At 71.7% G+C, this 23,965-nt stretch carries 19 protein-coding genes; 10 read left to right on the forward strand and 9 right to left on the reverse strand.

Annotated features, from left to right (window positions below):
* The first annotated feature begins 17 nt into the window (after nt 1–17).
* Both AMK18_RS03470 and AMK18_RS03475 read left to right on the forward strand, forming a co-directional pair.
* The gene (locus tag AMK18_RS03470) at nt 18–1,508 is read left to right on the forward strand and encodes an AlkA N-terminal domain-containing protein (RefSeq protein WP_073861588.1); all 1,491 of its coding nucleotides are present in this window, start codon (nt 18–20) and stop codon (nt 1,506–1,508) included.
* Nucleotides 1,505–2,005, forward strand: coding sequence for a methylated-DNA--[protein]-cysteine S-methyltransferase (locus AMK18_RS03475; RefSeq protein WP_018100376.1), 501 nt, complete (start codon nt 1,505–1,507; stop codon nt 2,003–2,005). The genes AMK18_RS03470 and AMK18_RS03475 overlap by 4 nt, the downstream gene beginning before the upstream one ends.
* 69 nt (nt 2,006–2,074) lie before the next feature.
* Here AMK18_RS03475 and AMK18_RS03480 read toward each other — a convergent pair whose 3' ends face one another.
* Both AMK18_RS03480 and AMK18_RS03485 read right to left on the reverse strand, forming a co-directional pair.
* A complete protein-coding gene (locus tag AMK18_RS03480; protein WP_018100375.1) occupies nt 2,075–2,659 on the reverse strand; it encodes a TMEM165/GDT1 family protein in 585 nt (194 codons plus the stop codon).
* Nucleotides 2,660–2,898: 239 nt separating this feature from the next.
* Nucleotides 2,899–3,540 (reverse strand): class I SAM-dependent DNA methyltransferase, encoded by a 642-nt coding sequence (locus AMK18_RS03485; protein WP_073861589.1) that lies wholly within the window; start codon nt 3,538–3,540, stop codon nt 2,899–2,901.
* 40 nt (nt 3,541–3,580) lie between these two features.
* Between AMK18_RS03485 and AMK18_RS03490 the strand changes: the two genes are divergently transcribed.
* On the forward strand, nt 3,581–3,781 hold the full coding sequence (locus AMK18_RS03490) for a hypothetical protein (protein WP_018100373.1): 201 nt from the start codon (nt 3,581–3,583) through the stop codon (nt 3,779–3,781).
* A gap of 14 nt (nt 3,782–3,795) precedes the next feature.
* Here AMK18_RS03490 and AMK18_RS03495 read toward each other — a convergent pair whose 3' ends face one another.
* A complete protein-coding gene (locus AMK18_RS03495; RefSeq protein ID WP_073861590.1) occupies nt 3,796–4,287 on the reverse strand; it encodes an NUDIX domain-containing protein in 492 nt (163 codons plus the stop codon).
* Between the two features lie 105 nt (nt 4,288–4,392).
* Here AMK18_RS03495 and AMK18_RS03500 point away from each other — a divergent pair, with 105 nt between their 5' ends.
* The 6 genes from AMK18_RS03500 (at nt 4,393) to AMK18_RS03525 (ending at nt 10,553) form a co-directional block, all read left to right on the forward strand.
* The gene (locus AMK18_RS03500) at nt 4,393–5,523 is read left to right on the forward strand and encodes a glycerate kinase (protein ID WP_073861591.1); all 1,131 of its coding nucleotides are present in this window, start codon (nt 4,393–4,395) and stop codon (nt 5,521–5,523) included.
* A 241-nt stretch (nt 5,524–5,764) separates the two neighbouring features.
* Nucleotides 5,765–6,565: an ABC transporter ATP-binding protein gene (locus AMK18_RS03505; protein ID WP_073861592.1), complete on the forward strand. Its 801-nt coding sequence runs from the start codon at nt 5,765–5,767 to the stop codon at nt 6,563–6,565.
* Nucleotides 6,553–7,335 carry an ABC transporter ATP-binding protein gene (locus tag AMK18_RS03510; RefSeq protein ID WP_073861593.1) on the forward strand — a complete coding sequence of 261 codons (783 nt, stop codon included), beginning with the start codon at nt 6,553–6,555 and terminating at the stop codon, nt 7,333–7,335. Before AMK18_RS03505 ends, AMK18_RS03510 begins: the two co-directional genes overlap by 13 nt.
* Nucleotides 7,332–8,222, forward strand: a complete 891-nt coding sequence (locus tag AMK18_RS03515) for a branched-chain amino acid ABC transporter permease (RefSeq protein ID WP_018100368.1) — start codon at nt 7,332–7,334, stop codon at nt 8,220–8,222. The genes AMK18_RS03510 and AMK18_RS03515 overlap by 4 nt, the downstream gene beginning before the upstream one ends.
* Nucleotides 8,215–9,306, forward strand: a complete 1,092-nt coding sequence (locus AMK18_RS03520; protein ID WP_073861594.1) for a branched-chain amino acid ABC transporter permease — start codon at nt 8,215–8,217, stop codon at nt 9,304–9,306. The genes AMK18_RS03515 and AMK18_RS03520 overlap by 8 nt, the downstream gene beginning before the upstream one ends.
* The gene (locus AMK18_RS03525) at nt 9,303–10,553 is read left to right on the forward strand and encodes an ABC transporter substrate-binding protein (protein ID WP_073861595.1); all 1,251 of its coding nucleotides are present in this window, start codon (nt 9,303–9,305) and stop codon (nt 10,551–10,553) included. Before AMK18_RS03520 ends, AMK18_RS03525 begins: the two co-directional genes overlap by 4 nt.
* 75 nt (nt 10,554–10,628) lie before the next feature.
* On the opposite strand, the gene AMK18_RS03530 is transcribed toward AMK18_RS03525, so the two are convergent.
* Nucleotides 10,629–13,007, reverse strand: a complete 2,379-nt coding sequence (locus tag AMK18_RS03530) for a discoidin domain-containing protein (protein WP_073861596.1) — start codon at nt 13,005–13,007, stop codon at nt 10,629–10,631.
* A gap of 219 nt (nt 13,008–13,226) precedes the next feature.
* Entirely contained in the window at nt 13,227–15,179 is a 1,953-nt protein-coding gene (locus tag AMK18_RS03535) for an MGH1-like glycoside hydrolase domain-containing protein (RefSeq protein WP_241836438.1), read from the reverse strand.
* Nucleotides 15,180–15,758: 579 nt separating this feature from the next.
* Between AMK18_RS03535 and AMK18_RS03540 the strand changes: the two genes are divergently transcribed.
* Complete coding sequence (locus AMK18_RS03540; RefSeq protein WP_073861598.1) at nt 15,759–17,114, forward strand: glycoside hydrolase family 5 protein; 1,356 nt, start codon at nt 15,759–15,761, stop codon at nt 17,112–17,114.
* Nucleotides 17,115–17,168: 54 nt separating this feature from the next.
* Here the strand turns inward: AMK18_RS03540 and AMK18_RS03545 are convergent, their stop codons facing one another.
* The 4 genes from AMK18_RS03545 to AMK18_RS03560 form a co-directional block, all read right to left on the reverse strand.
* Complete coding sequence (locus AMK18_RS03545; protein WP_073861599.1) at nt 17,169–19,409, reverse strand: CBM35 domain-containing protein; 2,241 nt, start codon at nt 19,407–19,409, stop codon at nt 17,169–17,171.
* Nucleotides 19,406–20,599 (reverse strand): GH12 family glycosyl hydrolase domain-containing protein, encoded by a 1,194-nt coding sequence (locus AMK18_RS03550; RefSeq protein WP_073861600.1) that lies wholly within the window; start codon nt 20,597–20,599, stop codon nt 19,406–19,408. Before AMK18_RS03550 ends, AMK18_RS03545 begins: the two co-directional genes overlap by 4 nt.
* Nucleotides 20,600–20,717: 118 nt before the next feature.
* Nucleotides 20,718–21,944, reverse strand: coding sequence for a hypothetical protein (locus AMK18_RS03555; RefSeq protein WP_018100361.1), 1,227 nt, complete (start codon nt 21,942–21,944; stop codon nt 20,718–20,720).
* A 74-nt stretch (nt 21,945–22,018) separates the two neighbouring features.
* A complete protein-coding gene (locus AMK18_RS03560) occupies nt 22,019–23,680 on the reverse strand; it encodes a glycoside hydrolase family 26 protein (protein ID WP_241836439.1) in 1,662 nt (553 codons plus the stop codon).
* Nucleotides 23,681–23,965 lie beyond the last annotated feature (285 nt).

Raw genomic sequence — 23,965 nt, forward strand, 5'->3', positions numbered from 1 at the left:
TGGCCCATCCTTGAACCATGCACACCGACACCGAGCGCTGCGTCCGGGCGGTCCGGTCCAAGGACGCCCGCTTCGACGGCTGGTTCTTCACGGCCGTCCTGACCACCCGGATCTACTGCCGCCCGAGTTGCCCCGTCGTGCCGCCCAAGGCCGAGAACATGACGTTCTACCCGAGCGCGGCCGCCTGCCAGCAGGCCGGGTTCCGGGCCTGCAAGCGGTGCCGCCCCGACACCAGCCCCGGATCCCCGGAGTGGAACGCCCGCGCCGACTCGGTGGCCCGCGCGATACGGCTCATCCGCGACGGGGTCGTGGACCGCGAAGGCGTCCCCGGCCTCGCCGCCCGCCTCGGCTACTCGCCCCGCCAGATCGAACGCCAGTTGCTCGCCGAGCTGGGCGCCGGACCGCTCGCCCTGGCCCGCGCCCAGCGCGCCCAGACCGCCCGCGTGCTCATCGAGACCACCGCGCTCCCCATGGCCGAGATCGCCTTCGCCGCCGGGTTCTCCTCGGTACGCACCTTCAACGACACCGTCCGCGAGGTCTTCGCCCTCGCCCCCGGCGAACTGCGCACCCGGGCCGCCCGCACCGCACCCGCGCCCGCCACCCCCGGCGTCATCACGCTGCGCCTCCCGTACCGCGCCCCGCTCAACCCCAGCAACCTCTTCGGCCACCTCGCGGCGACCGCCGTCCCCGGGGTCGAGGAGTGGCGCGACGGCGCGTACCGCCGCACCCTCGCCCTGCCGCACGGCCACGGCATCGTCGCGCTCACCCCGCGCCCCGACCACATCGCCTGCCGGCTCTCCCTCACCGACCCGCGCGACCTGACCCTCGCCATCAGCCGGTGCCGCTGGCTCCTCGACCTGGACGCCGACCCGGTCGCCGTGGACGAGCAGCTGCGCACCGACCCGCTGCTCGCCCCGCTGGTCGACACGGCACCGGGCCGCCGGGTGCCGAGGACCGTCGACGGCGCCGAGTTCGCCGTCCGCGCCGTGCTCGGCCAGCAGGTGTCCACCGCCGCCGCCCGCACCCACGCCGCCCGCCTGGTCACTGCCCACGGCACCCCGGTGGACGACCCCGAGGGCGGACTCACCCACCTCTTCCCGGACCCGGAGGCGCTGGCCGGACTCGACCCCGAGCAACTGGCCCTCCCGCGCAGCCGCCGCCGCACGCTCACCACCCTCGTCCAGGCCCTGGCGGACGGCTCGCTGCGCCTCGGCCCCGACTCCGACTGGGACCGGGCCCGCGCCGAACTGGCCGCGCTGCCCGGCTTCGGCCCCTGGACCGTCGAGGTCATCGCGATGCGCGCCCTCGGCGACCCGGACGCCTTCCTCCCGACCGACCTCGGCATCCGCAGGTCCGCCCAGCAGCTGGGCCTGCCCTCCACCCCGGCCGCCCTGACCGCCCGCGCGGCGGGCTGGCGCCCCTGGCGGGCGTACGCCGTCCAGTACCTCTGGACCGTGGACGACCACCCCATCAACCACCTCCCGGACGCGGAAGGAAGTGCCCCGTGACCCGGCAGCACACCGTCACCGACAGCCCCTACGGCCCGCTGACCCTCGTCGCCACCGACGGCGTCCTCGCCGGGCTCTACATGACCGGTCAGCGCCACCGGCCCCCCGAGGAGACCTTCGGCGCACCCGACCCCCGCCCCTTCACCGAGGCGATCCGCCAGCTCGACGCCTACTTCGCCGGTGAACTGCGCGACTTCGACCTGCCGTTGCACCTGGACGGCACCCCGTTCCAGCGCAGCGTCTGGGAGCAGCTGCGCCTCATCCCGTACGGCGAGACCCGGTCCTACGGCGAACTCGCCGAGAACCTGGGCAAGCCCGGGGCCTCCCGGGCGGTGGGCCTGGCCAACGGCAAGAACCCGGTCGGCATCATCGTGCCCTGCCACCGGGTCATCGGGGCCTCGGGCGGCCTCACGGGCTACGGGGGTGGCCTGGACCGCAAGCAGCGCCTGCTGGCGTTCGAGAACGGTACGGAGGCGAGCACCCCGGCGCTGTTCTGACCGGCAGGTACGGCGAGGGGCCCCGCACACGCGTGTGCGGGGCCCCTCGCCGTACGGCATGGACGTGGCTCAGCCGGTGAAGATCTCCGTCACCGTCCAGATCGCCAGGCCCAGCATGCACAGCCCGCCGATCCGCTGCACGGTCTTCAGCGGTACGCGCTTCGCGATGAACCGGCCCGCCAGCAGCGCCAGCGCCGAGACCGACATCAGGGCGGCGGCGGAACCGATGGCGGTCGACCAGGCGCCGTTGCTGGCCGCCAGGTTGGCGGTCGTGATCTGTGTGAGGTCGCCCCACTCGCTGATGAACACCGCCATGAAGGCCGTCGAGTACACCGGCCAGAACCCGGTCACCGTCTTCGGGCCCTCGTCGTCGTCCTCGTCACCGCCGCCCCCGCGCAGCAGCATGAACGCGCCGAACGCGAAGAGGGAGGCGGAGACGAGCTTGACGATCCAGTCGGGCAGCAGACCGAGCAGCCCGCCCGCCCCCACCGCGATGGCGACGTGCACGATGAACGCGGACGAGGTGCCGAACCAGACGTAGAGCGGGCGCATGCGCGTGCCCATGGCGAGCGACGCGAACATCGTCTTGTCCGGGAGCTCGGCGAGGAAGATCAGCCCGAAAGCGGTGATGATCGCCAGGGGGTCGAGATGCATTCCGGGTGGCTTTCTGTACGAGCCGGGCCCCGGATCTCCGCGAAGTGCCGGTCGGCGTTTCGGAGGACCACTCGGCCCGGCATGACGGCACCGCCCACAGGGCGTGGGCGTGTCATACCTGACCGAAGGTCTCGCCCACCCGTGATGATCCACGAGCCCGGCCACCGGGAACCCGGAGGCTCCAGTGTGTCGACGACCGGTTTGCGGGGCTACTCCCCTTCGCAGCCGTCCACACTACCTCACCCGATCGGCCGCCGCGCGATCAGGAACGCCTGCGGAGTCCGCTCCTCCGGATCCGCCGCCCGCACGAGGCGCGCCCTCAGCTCGAACCCGGCCCGCTCCAGCAGCCCGGCCACCCGGTCCGGGTCGAAGCGGTAGACGTCCAGGTCCACGGGGTGCCCGTACGCGTGCTCCAGCCGTACGCCCTCGTCGTCGCCCGCCTTGAACGCGAGGAGCAGATGGCCGCCGGGGGTCAGGACCCGGCGGAACTCGGCCACGTACGGCCCCAGCTCCCGCGGCGGCGTATGGACGAGCGAGTACCAGGCGACGGCCCCGCCCAGCGAGCCGTCGGGCAGGTCCAGCGCGCTCATCGTCCCCACCTCGAACCGCAGGTCCGGGTAGCGCAGCCGGGCCTCGGCGACCATGCCGGGGGAGAGGTCCGTGCCGGAGGCGTCGAGACCGAAGTCCCGCAGGTACGCGGTGATCCGCCCCGGCCCGCAGCCCAGATCGGCGACGGGCCCGCCGCCCTCCTCGCGCACGTACGCGGCGAAGGCGCCGAGCATCGCCCGGTCCAGGTGCTTCCCGGCCAACTCGTCCGCCAGGAGCGCGGCGTAGTCGGCGGCGACGGTGTCGTACGAGGCCCGGGTGGCGCGGAGAGTCATGCCCGGGACCGTACCGGGGGCGCGGTGCTACCGTCGCGCCATGGCGAAGGTAGCGGTCAGCCTCGACGCGGAACTCGTGGTCGAAGTGATGGTGCTCGCGGGGGTCGGCAACCCGCAGGACGCGGTCGAACTCGTCGTGCGCGACTACATCGCGCGCGGCCACCGCACGGAGGCCCGCGTCGCGGCGCGCGAGGAGACCGCGCGCGACGACGAGACCAGGCCGCCGGAGACCCAGGGCTGACCCGCCGCCCTGCCTCAGCCGACGGGGCGGCCGTCCTCCAGCTCCACGGCGCCCGTGCCGGACTCCAGCGCCCGCAGTGCCGCGTGCATGCGCCGGGCGCGCGCGCCCTTCAGATGCCGGTCGATCTCCGACGGCTCGACCAGCTTCCAGGACAGCAGCTCCGACTCCTGGAGCCGGATCGTCTTCAGCTGCTCCTCGTCCAGGACCCCGCCGTCGTACACGTACGCCACGATCGGCGGCCGGTCGCTGCCGCGCGCCCAGTCCACGGCGAGGAGCCGCCCCGGCTCGATGTCCAGCCCGATCTCCTCCAGCGACTCGCGGCGCGCACCCTGGCGCGGACTCTCCCCGTCGGCCGACTCGACCGTCCCGCCGGGCAGCGTCCACCCCTCCCGGTAGTTCGGCTCCACCAGCAGCACCCGGCCGCGCGCGTCCCGGAAGACACAGGCGGCACCGACGAGGACCTTGGGAAGACCGGCGATATACGTGGCGTAGTCAGTAGTGGTCACACGGTCAGCCTAGGGGCATTTTGATCGATCAGACCATGGGCAGGGAGGGGGTGCGCCGGATAGGGTCGGGGCGGCGCGACTGCCTGTTCGAATGCAAAGGGAATCATGGTGACGGACGGAGCAGTGACCGCACGCGTGCTCGTCGCGGCGGACAAGTTCAAGGGCTCGCTCACGGCCGTGCAGGTCGCGGAGCGGGTGACGGCCGGTCTGCGGCGCGTCGTCCCGGATGTACGGGTGGAGACCCTGCCGGTCGCCGACGGCGGCGACGGCACGGTGGCGGCGGCGGTGGCCGCCGGCTTCGAGCGCCGCGAGGTGCGGGTGACCGGGCCCCTGGGCGACCCCGTCACCGCCGCCTACGCGGTGCGGGGGACCACCGCGGTGGTCGAGATGGCCGAGGCGTCCGGCCTCCAGCACCTGCCCGACGGAGTCTTCGCGCCCCTCACCGCCACCACGTACGGCTCGGGGGAACTGCTGCTCGCCGCGGTCGACGCGGGGGCCCGGACCATCGTGTTCGGCGTCGGCGGCAGCGCGACCACGGACGGCGGCGCGGGCATGCTCGCCGCGCTCGGCGCCCGCTTCCTCGACGCGGACGGCAAGCCGGTCGGGCCGGGCGGCGGCGGTCTCGCGGACCTCGCCGAGGCGGACCTGTCCGGGCTCGACCCCCGGTTCACCGGTATCGACCTGGTCCTCGCCAGCGACGTCGACAACCCGCTGACCGGCCCGAAGGGCGCGCCGGAGGTCTACGGCCGCCAGAAGGGCGCGACCGAGGCGGACATCGCGACCCTCGACGCGGCACTCGCGCACTACGCGTCGCTCCTCGGCCCCGAGCAGGCCGACCTCCCCGGCGCCGGGGCGGCCGGCGGCATCGGCTACGGCGCGCTCGTCGCCCTCGGCGCGCGCTTCCGCCCCGGGATCGAGGTCATGCTCGACGTCCTCGGCTTCGCGCCCGCGCTCGACCGGGCGACCTTCGTCATCACCGGCGAGGGCTCCCTCGACGCCCAGACCCTCCACGGCAAGGCCCCGGCGGGCGTCGCGGCGGCGGCGCGAGCGGCGGGCCTCCCGGTCGTCGCGGTCTGCGGCCGCCTCGCGCTTGCGCCGGAGGCGCTGGAGGGGGCGGGGATCCGGCGGGCGTATGCGCTGCTGGACCTGGAGCCGGATCCTGCGGTGTGCATGGCGGAGGCGGGGCCGCTGCTTGAGCGCGCGGCGGAGTCGATCGCGCGCGACTTTCTGGTCTGAACCGGGGGGCTTACAGGTAGCCCCTCCGGCGATTGAGGAGCGGGGGTCCGGGGGCAGCGCCCCCGGTTCCGGGAAGGGGCGGGTAGGGGACAAGGCGCCCCGCCCGCCCTGTGCACCCGCACAACCCCGCCCCGCCCCACCGTGGCACCCGCACCGCATCCCCCCACCCCCATGGACGCCCCCCTCCTCCCCCTGCTGACCTGTGGCACCACAGGAACCGCGGAAGGAGGAGGCACCCCCCATGCCCACGCTGGAGATCCGCGCACTCACCGCCACCTACGGCCCCGTACGCCCCCTGCGCGGCATCGACCTCGACGTCCCGGCGGGCACGATCACCGCCGTGCTCGGCGGCAACGGCGCCGGCAAGACCACCCTGCTGCGCGCGATATCGCGGACCCTGCGCTTCCACGGCGGCGCCGCCACCGGCACGATCCGGTTCGACGGCCGCCCCCTGGAGCGGCTGCGGCCGGACCGGATCGTCGCCGCCGGGATCGTCCACGTCCCCGAGGGCCGACAGGTGTTCGCCCGTATGACCGTGGCGGACAACCTCCGCGCGGGAGCCCTCGGCGCGGACGGCGGACGCAGGGCCGCGGCCCAGGCACGGGACCGTGTGCACGAGCTGTTCCCCGTGCTCGCCCGCCGCGCCCACCAGAGCGCCGGGCTGCTGTCCGGCGGCGAGCAGCAGATGCTGGCCATGGGCCGCGCCCTGATGGCCCGCCCCCGGCTGCTCCTCCTGGACGAACCCTCGCTCGGCCTCGCGCCGTTGATGGCGCAGCGCATCGCCGACACGGTGCGCGAGATCAACGCCTCCGGCACGTCCGTCCTGCTCGTGGAGCAGAACGCCTCGATCGCCCTGCGCCTCGCCACCACGGCCTACGTCCTGGAGGTCGGCGAGGTCACCTTGCACGGGCCCGCCGGTGAACTGGCCGCATCCGACGAGGTGCGCCGCCGCTATCTGGGCGTCGTGGACGAGGCGGCCGCCGCCGACGCGGACCGGGCGGCGGCCACCACCGTACGCACCCTGAGCAGGTGGTCCGCGTGACCGCCCCCGCGCAGCTCAGCGTCCACGACGTCACCGTCCGCTTCGCCGGGCTCACCGCCCTCGACGGCGTCTCGTTCACCGTCGAGCCGGGCAGCGTGCACGCCGTCATCGGGCCCAACGGCGCCGGAAAGTCCACCACGTTCAACGTGCTGTCCGGGGTCTGCCGGGCGGCCTCCGGCAGCGTCCGGCTCGGCGGGACCGAGCTGACCGGGCTCGCCCCGCACCGGATCGCCGCGCTCGGGGTCGCCCGCACCTTCCAGAACCTCGCGCTGCCCCCGTACGCCACCGTCGCCGACACCCTGATGCTCGGCCGCCACCGGCTCACCCGGGCCGGATTCCTGGCCGCCGGGCTGCGGCTGCCGTCCGCCGCCCGGGAGGCCCGCGCGCATCGCGAACGGGTCTGCGAGATCGCGGAGTTCATCGGCCTGGAAGCGGAGTTGGAACGGCCCGCGAGCGCACTGCCGTACGGGCAGCAGAAGCTGGTCGAGCTCGGCCGGGCGCTGTGCATGGAGCCGCAGGTGCTCCTGCTGGACGAACCCGTCGCCGGGATGACCGCCGACGAGCGGCAGCGTACGGCCGCGGTCGTGGCCGGGGTCCGCGACGGCCTCGGCATCTCGATCGTGCTGGTCGAGCACGACATGGGGGTGGTGATGCGGCTCGCGGACGCCGTGACCGTACTCGACTTCGGACGCCGGATCGCCGACGGAACGCCCGCCGAGGTCCAGAACGATCCCGCCGTCGTCCAGGCATATCTGGGAGCACCGCAATGACCACCTTCATCGAACTCCTCCTCGGCGGCCTGTCCATCGGCTCGGTCTACGCCCTGATCGCGCTCGGCTTCGTCGTGATCTTCAAGGCCACCGAGGTCGTCAACTTCGCCCATGCCTCCCTGCTGCTGGCGGGCGGTTACGTCACCGCCGTGCTCCACGACGACATCGGCTTCTGGCCCGCCCTCGCGGCCGGAGTCGCGGGCGCGGCCGTGGTCGGCGCCGCCGTCGACTTCCTCGTGATGCGCCGCTACCGGGGCAGCGACCACAGCGTCCTCGCCATCGTCACCATCGGCGTCGACATCCTCCTGACCACCGAACTCACCCGGCGCATGGGCACGGAGGTGCTGGCGCTCGGTGACCCCTGGGGCAACCGGGTCCTCACCGTCGGCGGGGTCACGCTCGCCCAGACCCGCGTCGCCGCGTTCGTCGCCGCGGCCCTCCTCATCACCGTCTTCCTGCTCGCCTTCCGCTTCACCTCCTGGGGCGTCTCGATGCGCGCGGCGGCCGAGAACCCCCGGACGGCGGCGCTGATGGGGATCAGGCTCGGCCGTGTCTCGCTCGCCGCCTGGGCGGTCGCCGGGGCGCTCGCCGCCGTCGCCGCGCTGTTCCTCACCGTCTTCCCCACACCCGGCCTGGAACGGGCGACCTCGCTCGCCGCGCTCAAGGCGTTTCCCGCCGCCATCCTCGGCGGCCTCGACTCCACGACCGGCGCCCTCGCCGGGGGCCTGATCGTCGGGGTCACCGAATCGCTCGCCACCGGATACCAGAGCGATCTGTCGTTCCTCGGCCGGGGCATCGGCGACCTGGCCCCCTACCTGGTGATGGTGATCGTGCTGCTCGTACGCCCCGCCGGACTCCTCGGTACGAAGGAGCCCGCCCGTGTCTGAGACCGCCACCCCGTTCGCGTACACCGTCACCGCGCGGCTGCGCCGTCCCCGTACCTGGGCCTGGGCGGCGGGATCGGCGCTGTTCCTCGCCCTCCCCTTCTACCTGGACCGCTTCTGGCTCCAGGCCGGGCTGTTCGCGATGGCCGCCGCGATCGGCGCGATCGGGCTCAACCTGCTGACCGGGGCCACCGGACAGCTGTCCATGGGCCACGCCTTCTTCCTCGCCGTGGGCGCGTACGGCTACTGCGTGCTGGCGGGGGAGAGCGGTACGGAGAACGGGCACACCCTGTCCGGGCTCGGCCTGCCCAGCTGGCTCGCGGCCGTCCTCGCCGTCCTCCTCGCCGGGGCGGCGGGCGGGCTGTTCAGTCCGATCGCGGGGCGGCTGCGCGGCGCCTACCTCGGCATCGCCACCCTGGCGCTGATCTTCATCGGCCAGCACGTGCTGTTCAACGCCTCGTCCCTCACCGGCGGTTACAACGGCCGCCCGGTGCCGCCGCTGTCGCTCTTCGGCCTCACCTTCGACGACACCGAGGTGCTGGTGGCCGCGGTGCCGTTCCAGTCCTCCGAGAAACTCTGGTACGCGGCGCTGCTCGCCCTGCTCCTCAGCGGTCTGTTCGCGCGCGGGGTGCTGCGCGGGCGGCCCGGCCGGGCGCTGAACGCCCTCCGCGACCACCGCGTCGCGGCCGGGGTGATGGGCGTCCCGGTGGCCCGCTACCGGGCCGGGGTCTTCGTCCTGTCCTCCATGTACGCCGGACTGGCCGGGGTGCTCCTGGCCCTGGTCTTCCAGCGGACGGTGCCCGAGTACTTCGGCATGGTCCTGTCCCTCGAATACCTCGCCATGATCGTGATCGGCGGGCTCGGCACCGTGGCGGGGGCCGTGGTCGGCGCGGCCTTCGTGTCGCTGCTGCCCCAGCTCCTCACCCACTACAGCGAATCGCTGCCGTTGGTCGCCGCCCCAGGCACGGGCGGCCTGACCCCGGGCGAGGCTTCGCGCTACCTGTACGGCGCCGCGGTCGTCGCGGCGGTCCTGTTCCTGCCCGGCGGCCTGACGCGCCCGATGAAGAACCCAGGGGAGAAGAAATGAAACTGCGTGTGCTCGGGGCCATGTGCGCGGCCCTCGCCCTCGCCCTCACGGGATGCAGCGAGAAGGCCAAGTCCTCCGACGGGGGAGAGGGGGCCAAGGGCGGGGTCAGGACCGGTGAGGGGGTCACCGACTCGGTGATCGCACTCGGCGCGCTCACCGACATGACCGGCGTCTACGCCTCGCTCGGCAAGAGCGTCACCCAGGCCCAGCAGCTCTGGGTGAAGCAGACCAACTCCGAGGGCGGCATCTGCGACCGCAAGGTGGAGCTGACCGTGCGCGACCACGGCTACGACCCGCAGAAGGCCGTCGCTGGCTACACCGAGCTGGAACCCAAGGTGCTGGGCTTCGTCCAGTTCATCGGCTCCCCGTTCGTCGCCGCCGTGAAGCAGCGCATCGACGGCCAGGACAAGGGCCTCGTCCTGCCGCAGGCATGGTCGGCGAACCTGCTCGGCAGCCCGTACGTGCGCGTCATCGGCGCCACGTACGACATCGAGACGATCAACGCGATCGACTACCTGCTCGCGGAGAAGCGCATCGCGAAGGGCGACAAGGTCGGCCATGTCTACTTCGAGGGCGACTACGGAGAGAACGCGCTCGCAGGCTCCAAGTACGCGGCCCGGCAGGCGGGCCTCACCGTGGTGGAGCAGAAGATCAAGCCCACCGACAACGACATGACCGCCCAGGTCGCCGCCCTGAAGCAGGCGGGCGTCAAGGCCGTCGTCGTCAGCGCGGGCCCACGCCAGGCCGCCTCGCTCGTCGGGGTCGCCGCCGCCACCGGCCTCAAGGTCCCGGTGATCGGCAACAACTCCGCGTACGCCCCGCAGTTGCTGAAGACCCAGGCGGGCCCGGCCCTGACGCGGGACTACTACGTCGCCGCGTCCACCCTGCCCGTCGGCGACCCGGGCACCGGCCCGGCGAAGCTGGCGAAGGAGTACGCCGCCGCCTACCCGAAGGACGGTCTCGACAACGGGGTCATCGCCGGGTACACCGCCGCCGACCTGTACGGCGAGGCCCTGAAGAAGGCGTGCGCGGCCAAGGACCTCACCCGCGAGGGCGTCGACAAGGCGCTGCTCACCATCACCGGATTCGGCACCGACTTCGGGGTCGCGCACGACTTCACCGACCCGGCGGCGCCCTCCACCCGGGAGAGCGTGATCATGAAGCCGGACGACAAGGTCCCCGGCGGCCTGAAGGTGGTCAGGCCGGCCGAGGCCGCGGCGGCCGCCAAGAGCTACACGCTCAAGTAGCGCTCCCCGCAGGGGACATGCCCGGTGGGCGGCACGCGCGATGCGTGCCGCCCACCGGTGTTTCCGGGTTCCCGGTCAGCTGGTGTACGCCTCCAGTTCCGAGAGCTGCGCGGCCGGCCAGCCGGTGTTGGCGGTGAACGTCAGCCGCAGATAGCGGGCCGACGTGCCCGGCAGGGTGACCGTCGCCTGGTTGCCGCTCGACGGATTGAAGGTGTAACCCGCCGAACCCTTCAGGGAGTTGTACGTGTTGTTGTCGGTGCTGCCCGACACGCTCAGGGTCTGGGTGCGCGTCGACCAGGCGGACGACGGCGGCAGCTTCAGGACGAGCCGCTTGACGGACTTGGCGGCGCCGAGGTCCACGGTGATCGTCTGCGGGAAGGCGTTGTTCCTGCTCTCCCAGTAGGTGTTCGCGTTGCCGTCGACCGCGTTGGACGCGCCGTACACGTCGGCGTGGCCGGACTCGGTGACCTGGCGGCCCTGCGCGAGGTTACCGGTCTCCTCGGGCGGGTCGGTCGGGCCGGTGGGCGGGTCCGTGGGGTCGGTCGGCGGGTCGGTGGGGTCCGTCGTGCCGGTGCCGCCGCCCGGGACGCCGCCGTTGGTCCACACCGGGTCGGGCCAGACACCCGTGCAGGCCGGAGGATCGGCGTACCAGCCGGAGTTCCCGGAGCCCCGGGTGATCTGGAAGCCGCTGCCGACGCAGTTGTGGATCGGGTTCGACTGCGCGATGTGCGTCGCCGTGACGTTGTCGAAGGTGGCCGTGCCGGGGGCCTGGATCTGGAGCGCGTAGGTCCCGGCGCCGTCGATCTTGATGTTCTTGAAGTGCAGCCCGTTGGTGGCGCCCTCGATGAGGTGGATCGCGGCGTACGAGCTGTCCAGGACCTCGCTGTCGGTGATGTTGATGTTGCCGTTGATCGGTTCGTTGAGCCCGCTGAACCAGATCGCGCCGACCCCGAAGTTCCAGTTGTAGTCGCTGTTGCCGGTCCGGATCAGGGTGTTCCGTGCGGCCGTGGTGGTGCCCGAAACGGCCGTGCCCTGGCCGGAGTTGACGCCGGGGTAGCGGTTGGCGATGTGCAGGCCGCCGCCGTTGGTGATGGTGTCCGCCATGACGTTGTCGGACAGGGTGATGTCCTTGCCGCCGTAGGTGACGATGTTGTTGGCGAGGATCGGCAGGATCACCGTGTTGAACGTGAACTTGTTCTTCACGTTCGGAACGTTCTCCGCCCACATGGCGAGCCCGTCGTCACCGGTGTTGCGGACGAAGGTGTTGGTGACCGTCGAGTTGGTGACGCCGTAGTGGAAGTTCACCCCGTCGGCGGTCTGGTCCAGGATGCGGCTGTTCTTGATGGTGAAGTTGTCCATCGGGCCGTCCATCCAGGCGCCGCACTTGGTGTGCTGCATCCAGACGTTGTCGACGGTCGAGTTGGACAGGGCACCGCCGATGGCGTTCACCTGGTCGTTGTCGACCCGCTCGCGGATGTCACCGATGATGGCGAAGTCCTTGAGCGTGACGTTGCTGCTGCCGCCGTCCCCGGCGTACTTGCCGTAGACGCCGACGGCCTTGGACCGGTTGGACGGGTCGCGCCCGGTCAGCACCGAGTACCAGGGCCCGGCGCCGCGCAGGGTCACCTTGTCCACGATGATGTGGTCGCGGACCTGGAACGTGCCCTGCGGGATGTACACCTCCTTGCCCTGCGTCCTGCCCGCGTCCACGGCCGCCTGGATCTTGGCGGTCGAGTCGGCGGCCCCGGTCGGGTCGGCCCCGAAGTCGGAGACGACGTCCAGCGCACCGGAGGGCTTGGCGATGGGCGCGCCCACCTGCTCGAAGTCCGCCAGGTCGATGGTGAACGACGGCGAGTCGGCGGTGGAGGAGACCTGGAGCCGGATCTTCGTGCCGATGGGCAGGGTGGACCCGAACATGGTCCGGGCCTCGTCGTAGAAGTGGTGCGGGTTGGTGTCGCCCGGGTTGTTGTTGAACGGATAACCCCCGTAGTACCAGCCGTACTTGGAGGTCACCGGCACCGCCTTGGGTGAGGCCCCGTTCACCCGTACGTCGATCGAGGCGTCCCGGCCCGTCCCGGCGGAGTTGTCCGGCAGCGAGTACCGGAAGGACATCGCGTTGGCGGGGGCGGTGAGCGTGAACTCCACGTACTCACCGACCGCGTCCAGGGTCACCGCCTGCCGGCCCGACGCCTCGGAGGGCAGCGTGCCGTAGAGGCGGTTCGGACCGATCAGGGTGCCGTTGGTGGCCGCGTACTCGGCCTCCTGTTCCTTGAACGGGACGGTCGCGCCGCGGCCGGGTACGGACAGCGGCGAGGGTGCGGGGACACCGGCTGCCTGGGCGGCCGGGGCGCCGGTCAGTACCACGGCGGCGGCGGTGCCGACCGCGGCGAGAGCCAGCGAGAGGGAGGCGGATATGGACCGCTTGAGCAGCGGTCGTCGGGGTGGGGAAGTCACGTCGAAGTCGTCCTTGCGGCTCGTGGGGGCTCTTCGGACGTCCCACAGGCTAGGAGCACCGCCGCAAGGAAGTCCACGACGGTGCGCAAGATTCTGCTTCTAGAACTAAAATTTGTGACTCAAGCCTGAGAGGAATGCGTTGAGTGCGCCGGTTGGCGAGGATTCGGCGCACTCAACGCTCTTACCGCGCAAGCCACTTGCGGGACCGGTGAACGCCCGTCAGCTCGCCGTGCCGTCTCGCGGCCCGAGCAGTTCGAGGTCGCTCAGCGCCACCCGGCACCCCCGCCCGGCCGTCAGAACGAGCCGGAAGCGCTGCGCGGTGACCGGGGCGAACAGCAGCTCCGTCGCCGTGTTCGCGGCCGGTGAGCGGTCCGACCCCGGCCGCACCCGCACCTCGCGCCACCGGTCCCCGTCCGCGTACTGGAGCCGCTGGCCCACGGGCACGCGCACCTCCGACCCCGGCCCCTCGTCGTAGTAGTGGATCCGCGCCCGGTCCACCGTGACCGCACCGGCCGCCGTCACCGTGAACTCCACCGTGCGCGCCCCGTCCGGCGCCGACACCCAGCGGTTGACCGGCGCCCGGTCGAACCAGACGCGCCCGTCGACCGCCGCCTCCGGACCGGTGCCCTCACCACTGGACGAGGCGGACGCCTGCGGGAACCCTTCGCCCTTGTGGTTGAACGCCCGGTTCGCCAGCTCCTCCGGCCTGCGCACCGGGGCCCGCCGCAGATCCACCGCCGTCCCGGACAGCGGACGCCCCGAGGCGACGAGGTGCCCGTCGACCCAGACGCACAACCCCCGGACGCCCAGCCGGTAGTGGCTGCCGTCCCGGTCGTAGACCACGCTCAGCTCGCGCCCGTGGTACGACACGTTCTGGAGCGCGAAGTGGTCCCACCCGGCGGGCACGAGCGGGCGTATCCGCAGCGTGTCACCGGCCGTCGGGCGCACCCCCAGCAGCCCCGTGAGCACCAGGTCCGCGAAGGTCGAGTGGTTGTAGTGCTCACTGCGGTCCGGGAAGTCCGCGATCCACTCCCCGGTGTCCGGGTCCAGGTTCTCCGCGATGTACGGCCGCCGGTCCTTGTGCTGCTGGGCGGCGTACTGGCGCAGCAGCCCCACATAGTCGTCGCGCCCGACGGGGGCCTGCGGGCGTTCGTCCAGCAGGCGGGCCAGGGCGGTGAGGACCTGGCTCGTCTGGAACGGCCAGGACGGCCCGTTCCACTCGCACTCGCCCGGGCTGGCACCCGGGGTGCGGTGCTGCACCATGTAGTACGGGGACGAGGGCGGGACCGTCCGCAGCCCGTAACGCCCGGCGAACGCGTCCGGGTCGGTGAGCCTGCGCCACGCCTCGTCGTACCGCGCGTCGGGCAGCCCGAAGTACCAGGGCACGAATCCGGCCAGCTCCGGTCCGCTGACGAAGGCCCCCTGCCGGTCCGGGTACTGCGGCCCGAAGCGGTCGGTGAAGTGCCGGAACTCCGGGCTCCACAGCTTCTCCTGCACCCGGGCCCGCAGCCGCTCCGCCCGTTCGGCGTGCGCGGCGGCCTTCGCGGTGTCCCCGGCCAGCGCGGCGATGCGCCCCACGGCCTGGTGCCCGGCGAAGAGGTAGCTGTTGAGCGTAGGCCGGAACGCCTCCCCGGCCCAGCCGTCACCGACGTCGAGCCCGCTCGTGGTGAACTCGGTGGCGTCGTTGACCGGGGCGATCCAGTAGAGCCCCATGTCCGCGTCGTAATGGGACTCCCAGGCGTCCAGATCCGCCTCCAGCGCGGCGGAGTGCGCCAGCGGCCCCCGGCCGTCGCCGCTGACCTCGTAATCCGCCCACACCGCCTGGCCGATCCACGAGGTGTACTGGTGCAGGTTCCCGCCGCCGCCCAGCCACCAGGCGAGGGTGTCCTCCACGACGGTCCGGTCGCGCAGCCAGCGCGCCTCGTGGAGGTGGTGCCCGACCGCCGCGCTGATGGTCGAGTTGGCCCCCTCCCACGAGACCGAGGGCAGGAACTCGGTGATCAGCATCCCGTCGGCGGTGGAGCGCAGATGCTTCTTGAAGGCTTCCCAGCGGTAGTAGTACGTGTCCAGAATCGTGCGGTCCGGCAGATCCACGAACGGGATGTTCGCGGCGTACCAGTCGGCGTCGGAGCCGTACCGCTGCCGGGCCAGTGCCCGGACGTCGAGCGGCACCCGGACCGGCCGCCCAGCGGACGGAGAAGCGGCAGGCGCCGCTTGGGCCGCGCCCGCCGCCGGCAGCCCGAGCGCACCGGCCGCGAGCCCGATCAGCGCGGCGTCACGACATACCTGCCGCCGACCGGGGTGCGTGGAGTCGGAAGCTTGATCGGGGAAATGAGGGGTCATCAGGGCCTCCTGGGCTGAATGGAATGCGGTGTCCGGATGTCCGGACGGCGCGCCCCGAGGCCGTCTTTACAACGTTATATAGCTCAACTCGTGAGCAGAGCAAGGGTGTCGGTGCCGCTGGATCAAGGCGCTGTGCCGCCCGCCCGTGAGGGTCACGAAACAACTACGAAAGCGTTGACACGCCATGCGGCCCGGTGCCACGGTTCAGGGCGCGGGCGCCTTTCCGGCCGACTCGCCGCGCCCCCTGGCCCGGCCGGAATCCCCCTCCGCGGGGAGCGCCCGACGCTTTCGACGCACCCTGGCCCCCGCGCGCTCTCCGGCGTGCGCGGAGGTCGCACACCCCCACATATGGGAGCGCTCCCGCACCGTTGACCGCACCATTCGACCCCCACCGAAAGGCGACGTCACATGAAGACCTCCAGAAGGAAGCGCACCGGACTGGCCGCCGCCGCGGCGGCCACGGCGGCGCTGCTGGCCCTCTGCGGGCCGCTCCCCGCCGAGGCGGCCCCCACCGCCGCCGTCCCCGCCCCGCAGGGCACCGCCGGGACGGACTGGCTGCACACCGACGGCAACAAGATCGTGGATGAGAACGGCAAGGAGGTCTGGCTCACCGGCGTCAACTGGTTCGGCTTCAACGCCACCGAACGGGTCTTCCACGGGCTCTGGTCCGCCAACCTGGACACCCTCACCGGGCAGATGGCCCAGCGCGGGATCAACATCGTGCGCGTGCCGATCTCCACCCAGCTGCTCCTGGAGTGGAAGAACGGCCAGGCCGCGGTGCCCAGCGCGGTCAACACGTACGCCAACCCGGAGCTGAAGGACAAGACCACCCTCCAGGTCTTCGACGCCTTCCTCGACACGGCGGAGAAGTACGGCATCAAGGTCCTCCTCGACGTGCACAGCGCCGAGGCCGACAACTCCGGGCACATCCACCCCGTCTGGTGGAAGGGCTCGATCACCACCGAGGACTTCTACTCGGCCTGGGAATGGGTCACGGACCGCTACAAGGACAACGACACCCTCGTGGCGATGGACATCAAGAACGAGCCGCACGGCAAGCAGTCCGAGAGTCCGCGCGCCAAGTGGGACGACTCCACCGACGAGGACAACTTCAAGTACGCCTGCGAGACGGCGGGCAAGCGCATCCTCGCCATCAACCCCAAGGTCCTCATCCTCTGCGAGGGCATCGAGGTCTACCCCAAGGACGGCAGCGACTGGGGCTCAACCGCCGAGGCGGACTACCACTACGACTGGTGGGGCGGGAACCTGCGCGGCGCCGCCGAACACCCCGTGGACCTCGGCGCCCAACAGGACCAGCTCGTCTACTCCCCGCACGACTACGGACCGCTCGTCTTCCAGCAGCCCTGGTTCGAGGGCGACTGGGACCGGAGCACGCTGGAACGCGACGTCTGGGGCCCCAACTGGCTCTACCTGCACCAGAACAACACCGCGCCCCTGCTCATCGGGGAGTGGGGCGGCTTCCTCGACAACGGCCCCAACGAGAAGTGGCTGAAGGCGCTGCGCGATCTCATCGTGGACAACCGCATCAGCCAGACCTTCTGGTGCCTCAACCCGAACTCGGGCGACACCGGCGGACTCCTCGGCTACGACTGGGCCACCTGGGACGAGGCGAAGTACGCCCTGCTCAAGCCCGCGCTCTGGCAGGAGAACGGCAAGTTCGTCAGCCTCGACCACGAGGTCCCGCTCGGCGGTGCGGGCTCCACGACCGGCATCAGCCTGTCGGACCTGTACGGCACCGGCTGACCGGCACGGTGCGCCGGGCGGACGCGAGGTCCGCCCGGCACACCCGGCGGGCGGCTACTCCGTGCGCAGCGCCAGCCAGTCGAGCTCGGCGTATCCCTCGCCCTTGGTCAGCCGGATGTGGTTCACCCCCTCGCGCAGCGTGAGCCGGACGGTGGCGGTGCCCTCGTCGGCGTCCTGCCGGGGGCCGCTGAGCCAGGCACCCGTGGAGGGGTACGCGATCGTCCCGACGGGCGTCCCGTCCACGGTCACGGAGTGCCCGGCGGTCCCGGCCAGCCCGTTCGCGTATCCGACGTCCACCAGGTACGACCCCGCCCGGGGCGCGTCCACCGCGAAATCGACGGAGCTGGTGGCGCCGTCGATGCCGCCCACGTAGTCCGGGAACTCGTTCCACTGGAAGTGCCGGATGCCCGCGCCGCTCACTGTGGCCAGCTCCGCCTCGTACCGGTGGGTGTCGGGGCGTACGTCGATGGAGTCGAGCTCCGCGTAGCCGTCGCCCTTGGCCAGGGTGACCGTGTTCCGGCCCGCCTTGAGCGCGATCCGTTTCACCGCCGTGCCCATCGTGGTGTTCGCCCAGCCCCCGGTGGCCGGGTAGCTCACCGCACCCTGCGCCTCGGAGTTCACCCGCACCTGGTGGGTGGAGGTCGCGGCGGTGCCGTTGGCGTAACGCACCCGAAGCAGGTGGACGCCGGCCTTCTGGGCGTCCACGCTGAAGGTCACCGAGCTGCTGGCGCCGTCGATCCCGCCGACGTAGCCCCGCCCCGAGGCGAGGCCCGTGTCGCTGCCGGTGTGCGGGACGGTCCCGGCCTGCACCGCGTCCTCCGCCTCGTACTTGCCCGGGTACGACGCCGCCGCGCCCGCGGGCTCCACGACGATCCGGTAGCCGTCGAGGTGCTCCATCCCCCGGATCGGCACGGTGAGGTCACCGCCCGCGTCGAGCGTGAGCACCTTGTCGTAGACGTTGTACGGGCCCGACTGCGGGTCGCCCGCGCGTTCGGCCCTGCGGTCGGTGGCCAGCGGGTCCGTGGTCCAGTCCGTCGTGTCGATCCGGACCCTGACCTGTGGGCCGAGGCCGCGCGCCGCGAGGCCCAGGACCCGGACGTCGATGTCACCGTCGTCGCCGCCCGCCAGCACGGTGACGGACCGGGACGCGGAGTCCCAGGACGCGACCGCGTCGGAGCCCTGGTAGTGCCGGGTGTCCCAGCGGCTGACGAAGAGCTGGTTGCCGCGCAGCTCGCGGAACCAGTTCATGAAGTACCAGCCCGCGTTGGGCTTCAGGCCGCCCGAGGTGCGGCGCAGGGTGTTCCCGAGCAGCCCCGGGTTGGTGTAGATGCCCATGGCCGCCGAGTCCACGCCGTACCGGGCGAACTCCGCCCAGTGCTTGACCATGGTCCCGGGAACGCCCTCGAACTCGCCGTTCCCCGGCCCGTACTCCTCGATCATCACCGGACGCGGGGAGATCCCCAACTCCTGTTCCAGCGGCCGGTAGTAGCGGGTCAGGGTCTCGGGCACGTCGCCCGGGCTCGGGCCCAGGCTGTGCCAGCCGATGATGTCGGGCAGGGTGCCGGTGTTCTTCGCGTTGACCAGGAAGTCCCGCATGCGCGGCTGCCGGTCCGCCGACTCCCACGGGTTGTAGTGCTCGTAGTTGGGCCCCATGATCCTCACCGAGCCGTCGATGGCCCGGATGCGCCGGACGGTCTGCGTCCAGAGCCAGTTGACCTTGGCGTCGTAGGTGGCGCCGGGGACGCGCGGGTCGGTCATGAAGGGGCTGTCCGGCTGGGTGCCGAGCTTGTTGTCGGGCTCGTTCAGCGGGGCCACGGCGCTCAGCACGTCCTTGTACTTCTGGATCGACCCGGTGGCGCTGTCCACCTTGCCGTTCCAGTCGTCGATCCCCTTCCAGACGTACGGCCAGCCGCCCATCAGGTCGTTGTAGCGGCCGACCATCTTCACCCCGGTGCCCCGGAGCTTCGCCGCCACCGACTCCGTGGAGCTGGGGTAGGAGGTGTCCCCGTCCATGCTCTGGTGCTGGGCGAGCAGCACCTGCGTGCCGTCGGCGAGCGCGGCCGGGGTGTCCGGCGTGGTCGTCACCCCGAACAGCGTGCCCAGCCCGGCCTTGGTGAGCGGCCCGGACTGCCGGCCGGTGTCCACGGTGATGACCTCGGGCGCGGCGGCCGCCGCCTGCCCGGCCGCCGCGCTGTCCTGGCCGCCCGCCGAGAGCAGCGAACCGGCCAGGACCGCGGTGACCACGAGCGCCGAAGCGGCGGGGCGGACGGCCCGCCGCTGTGCCGGGCGGGTCACCGGAGGTCCCACTTCATGTTCTCGCCGCCCCAGCAGTCCCACAGCTGGATGCGGGTGCCGTTGGCGGTGCCCTGGCCCGCGGCCTCCAGGCAGCGGCCCGAGTTGGGGTTGCGCAGGGTGCCGTCGGAGTTCAGGGTCCACCGCTGGTTGGCGCCGCCCCAGCAGTCCCACAGCCCGATCCCGGCCCCGTTGTCGCGGGCGGCCGCACCGCCCGTCACCTCCAGGCACTTGCCGAAGGCCCGGACGGTCCCGTCGGAGCCGACGGTCCACTGATGCGGGGCTCCGCCCCAGCAGTCCCAGAGGATGACCGGTGTCCCGTTGGCGCTGCTGCCACCGGACACGTCGAGGCAGCGCCCGCTCTGCCGGCCCAGGAGCGCACGCGCACCGCCCCCGCCGCTGCCGCCGTTGGTGGTGAAGGAGAAGTCGTCCACGGCGAGCCCGGCCCCGCCGACCCAGGGTTCGAAGCCCGCCTGCACGCTCGTCATGTACCAGGAGCGCTGGATCTGGCCCCGCGCGACCGCGTCGTCGGTGAAGGACCGCACGGCGAAGTCCAGGGACCCGGTGCCCGAGGTACGGACGTAGGAGATGACGTTCCAGCCGATGTTCCCGACCCACACGTCCCAGCTCGCGCCCTCGATGGTCGTGGTGGCGACCCGGGAACCGATGGGCTGCGGACGGCCCCGGTGGTCCAGCCAGATCATCAGCTCCGCCCCGGTGTTCTGGCCGTCGCTGCGGGGTGTCGGGTCGAACCACAGGTCGTACGAGGCGTTCCACTCACCCGACGCGGGCCGGGTCATGGCCACACTGCTGCGGACGTTCCCGAAGTCGGACACCCGCAGCGGCAGACCGCTGCCCGAGGTGCAGTTGGCGTAGTGGCAGCCCGCGTAGACCGACGGGTATCCGGCCGGGACGCCGTTGGTCGGGTTGTTGTGGTCGGACGCGGTGATCGCGAAACCGCGGTCGCGCGCCTCGATGCACTGGCGCGTGCTCGCGCCCCAGCGGTTGTTCTGCACGAGGTAGCGGCCCTGCTGGATGCTCGTGGAGGCGTACGCGTCGCACAGGGTGGTCGCCGCCGCGGCCTGCGGGGCGGTGGCCAGGGCCGCGCCGAGCGACGAGACGAGCAGGGCGAGAACGGACGCCCACAGGCGTAAGGCTCTCGCTCGGGGACGGTGAAGTGCGTGACGGGACACGGGTGTTCCTCTCGGGTGGGGAGGGCGTGGGGGTGGGGACGTACGAGATATGGGAGCGCTCCCATGTCTCTGTGCGCGGCCCGGGGGGCCGGACCGCGCAGTAGGAGGGGTGCCGCTGTCAGCGGCACCGTGCCGTGAAGCCGTTGTCGGCGAGGCCCCGGCAGAAAGAGGCCTTCGCGGCCGTGTAGCGGGACAGCCTGCCGTCCACGAACCAGGTCGTGTCGGGGGCGAAGTCGAAGCTGCCGTCGTCGATGCCGTCCCAGCCGTAACGGAAGTCCAGGTTGATGTAGACGACCGAGCGGATCACCCCGCGCAGGTCGTACTCGCCCGGCAGATTGGGGATCGGCCCCCGGTAGTTCATCAGCGAGAACAGCCGCTGCACCCAGCGGTCGCCCTGCACCTGCTCCATGCCGTCCGTGGCCCCGTTGTCGGCGGTGAAGTTCATCATGCCCGCCTCGGAGAGCACGACCGGTTTGCCGTGGTCCTTGGCGAACTTGACCAGCTTCAGCACGTTGGCGTCATGGTCGAAGTTCCGCCACACGGCGGCCGGGTTGCCGTTCTGGTCCGTCCCGATGTACGCGTTGCGGCACTGGTTGGCGCCGACGTCGTAGTTCTGCGGCGGGGTGCCGTTGTAGAGGTAGCCCCGGTCGTAGATCGGCAGGCACAGCTCGTGCGCGAAGACGGAGACCCCCACCCAGTCCACGGCCGCGTCCCCGGGATACAGCTGCTCGAACTCGCCGCGCACCGGGTGGTAGACGAACGACAGGTTGTGCGCGGTGGAGTGCCCGTCCAAGTAGCCGGCGAGCGTGTTGAAGGCGTTCTTGTACGAGGAGCAACTGGCGTCGGTGCAGTGGTAGAAGCTGCTCACCTCGTAGTCGAGCCGCAGCTTGAACGAGGCCGAGGGGTGGGAGTTGGTGAACGCGAGCAGACGGTCCAGCTGTGCGGTGTGCCCGCCCGCCGCGATCTCGGCGGTGACCGCCCGGGACCTGGCGGCCTTGGCGTTCTCGTCGCCGCCCTCGAAGCCGGGCGGGTTGTCCTTCCAGCTGATGCCGACCTGCACGGTCTTGCCCTGCGAGGCCAACTCCTCGGCGAACGCGCGGTGTTCGGCGTTGACCCAGTCACCGCTGCGGAGCTCGTAGTAGACCGAGCCGCCGTCGGCGCCCTGGGCGAAGGAGTTGAAGTCGCCCAGCGCGCCCCGGGTGGACTGGCCGAGCAGCAGCTCGGGCGCGGCCGGGTCGGTCGTGGAGGCGGTGGCTGTCTGCGCGGTGAGCAGGAGCAGGGTGGCGGTCGTCGCCGCGGCGAGGGCGCGCCGGAGGCGGCCAAGGCGTGGGGTGGTGTGGGGCACGGGGTCTCCTCGGTACGGGTGGGGGAGGCGGGGTGCCGTGTGCGGTGGGACCGGCACGGCACCCCGGAGGAGGATCAGGGGGCGGTCCAGGTCATGACCGGGGTCGTGATCTGGCTGGTCTGCGTCGTGGGCTGGTAGTTGAAGGAGTACGTGAGCGTGGCGCCGTGCGGGACGGTGACGGGGATCTCCCAGCGGCCGGACGCCTGGTCGTAGGTCAGGAAGTAGTTCTGCGGGGCGCCGCCGTCGATGCGGTACTGCACGGTGACGAAGCTCGCCTCGAAGTTCTTCGGGGTGAACCGGATGGCGGTGGCCGGGCTGGTCACCACGGACTGCGTGTACGGCTCCGTACCGCTCCCGCCGTCGTCACCGGGGTCGGTCGGGTCGGTCGGGTCCGTGGGATCGGTGGGGTCCGTGGGGTCCGTCGGGTCCGTGGGGTCCGTCGGGTCGGTGGTGCCGGAGGAGCCGGTCGACCACAGGGGCTTCTTGATCTCGGCGACGAAGTTGTTCAGCACCGTGGCGTTGGCCTGGACGCGCGAGTCGCCCCAGTTGCCGTTCGCGCAGCCCGGACCACCCGCCTGGGCGCCGGGGGAGCACTGCCACTGCGTCTGGGAGTCCCAGTCGGTGTTGATGTAGGCCGCCGCGCGGATGACGTCCTTGTTGGTGTTCACCCAGTCGAAGTAGCCGGCGTGCCAGCCGTCCCAGATGGCCTGGCCGCTCGCGGGCGCCGGGCTGTTGGTGAAGATGCAGCTCGTGCTGCCCGCCCCGGTCCTGGCACCCTGCGGCGCGGCCTCGGCGACCATCGCGGGCTTGCCGTGCGAGCGGGCGAAGTCCAGCACCCGGTTCTGCAGGCCCACCGGATCGGTGTCGTGCGCACCGCAGCCCCACTGGGTCTGCACGGAGCGGGAGTTGTAGAACGCCGACAGTCCGACCCAGTCGACGTAGGCGTCACCGGGGTACCAGTTGTCGAAGTGCTTGGGGTCGGTGACGACGTAGCCCCACTCCGGGTGGTCGGTGCTGGTGTTCACCGGCCACGCGGCGCTCTGCCAGACCGTCGCGACCCGGGAGGCGCCGAGCGCGTCGATGCGGCCCTTGATGTAGCGGAAGGCGTCCTTGTAGAAGTCGGCGCTGTAGCAGTTCCACGGCCCGTCGTACTCGTAGCCGATGCGCAGCAGGATGTCCCGGTCGTAGCTCTTGAACCGGTTGATCATCTCGTCGACCTTGGCGCGGTACTGAGTGATCAGGTTGGGGCTGCCGGCCGTCACGTCGTCGTCGTTGCGCCCGATGATGGCGCGCAGCGGCTGGTTGTTGCAGCCGGAGGTGGCGTCGGAGAGGTAGAGCCCGACGGCCACGGCCGCACCTGGGTACTCGTTCATCGTCCGGGCGAAGTCCACCGTGCCCGCGCCCCAGTTCACCGGCCCGTCCATGCCGGCCAGCGGGGCGGGCGAGCCGCCGAGCACCAGGTTGGTGTAGAGGGTGACACCGCCCGGGGCCGGTGCGCCCAGCTCCTGGCGGCCCAGGACGTCGGTGCGGTAGTCGGACAGCGTGTCGCTGTCCTGGCCCATCACCATCATGACCTTGCCGTCGGCCGGCACACCGCGTCCCGACGGCGCGGTCGCGGTGGCCGCCGAGGCGGGGGAGAGGGTGCCGAGCCCGGCGAAGGAGAGCAGGGCGGCGAGGGCCACGGCCCCCGACCCCACCGCTCGCAGCAGTGGTCGGCGAGTCGTCGGGTGTCTCATGGCGGCTCCAGAGAAGGGGGTGGGTGTCCGTTGAGCGCTCGAATGATGGAGCCCGCGGGCGGGCGGAGCAAGGGCTTACGAAATTTTCGTTGACCGGTGCAGGTCAGCGCCGCCTCGCTACGAAACTTTGCCAAGTGGCCGGGATCGGCGCGCCCGTTCTGTCCATCTCACACGTGTTCTGGGGTGACTTGGATGGCTCAAACGCGCGTGACCGAAACGGTATCCCGTAGTTTTTCGCGAAACTCTTGACAGATGTTTCGCTTCACGGCGACCTTGGTGCGACTT

It is taken from the genome of Streptomyces sp. CB01249 (genome assembly GCF_001905735.1).
In the GTDB taxonomy this organism is placed as follows: domain Bacteria; phylum Actinomycetota; class Actinomycetes; order Streptomycetales; family Streptomycetaceae; genus Streptomyces.

Coding starts and splice junctions, on each gene's coding strand:
- AMK18_RS03515 (WP_018100368.1), top strand. CDS start 7,332: ATGACCACCTTCATCGAACTCCTCCTCGGCGGCCTGTCCATCGGCTCG.
- AMK18_RS03490 (WP_018100373.1), top strand. CDS start 3,581: ATGGCGAAGGTAGCGGTCAGCCTCGACGCGGAACTCGTGGTCGAAGTG.
- AMK18_RS03470 (WP_073861588.1), top strand. CDS start 18: ATGCACACCGACACCGAGCGCTGCGTCCGGGCGGTCCGGTCCAAGGAC.
- AMK18_RS03560 (WP_241836439.1), bottom strand. CDS start 23,680: ATGAGACACCCGACGACTCGCCGACCACTGCTGCGAGCGGTGGGGTCG.
- AMK18_RS03540 (WP_073861598.1), top strand. CDS start 15,759: ATGAAGACCTCCAGAAGGAAGCGCACCGGACTGGCCGCCGCCGCGGCG.
- AMK18_RS03480 (WP_018100375.1), bottom strand. CDS start 2,659: ATGCATCTCGACCCCCTGGCGATCATCACCGCTTTCGGGCTGATCTTC.
- AMK18_RS03485 (WP_073861589.1), bottom strand. CDS start 3,540: ATGACTCTCCGCGCCACCCGGGCCTCGTACGACACCGTCGCCGCCGAC.
- AMK18_RS03525 (WP_073861595.1), top strand. CDS start 9,303: ATGAAACTGCGTGTGCTCGGGGCCATGTGCGCGGCCCTCGCCCTCGCC.
- AMK18_RS03500 (WP_073861591.1), top strand. CDS start 4,393: ATGGTGACGGACGGAGCAGTGACCGCACGCGTGCTCGTCGCGGCGGAC.
- AMK18_RS03505 (WP_073861592.1), top strand. CDS start 5,765: ATGCCCACGCTGGAGATCCGCGCACTCACCGCCACCTACGGCCCCGTA.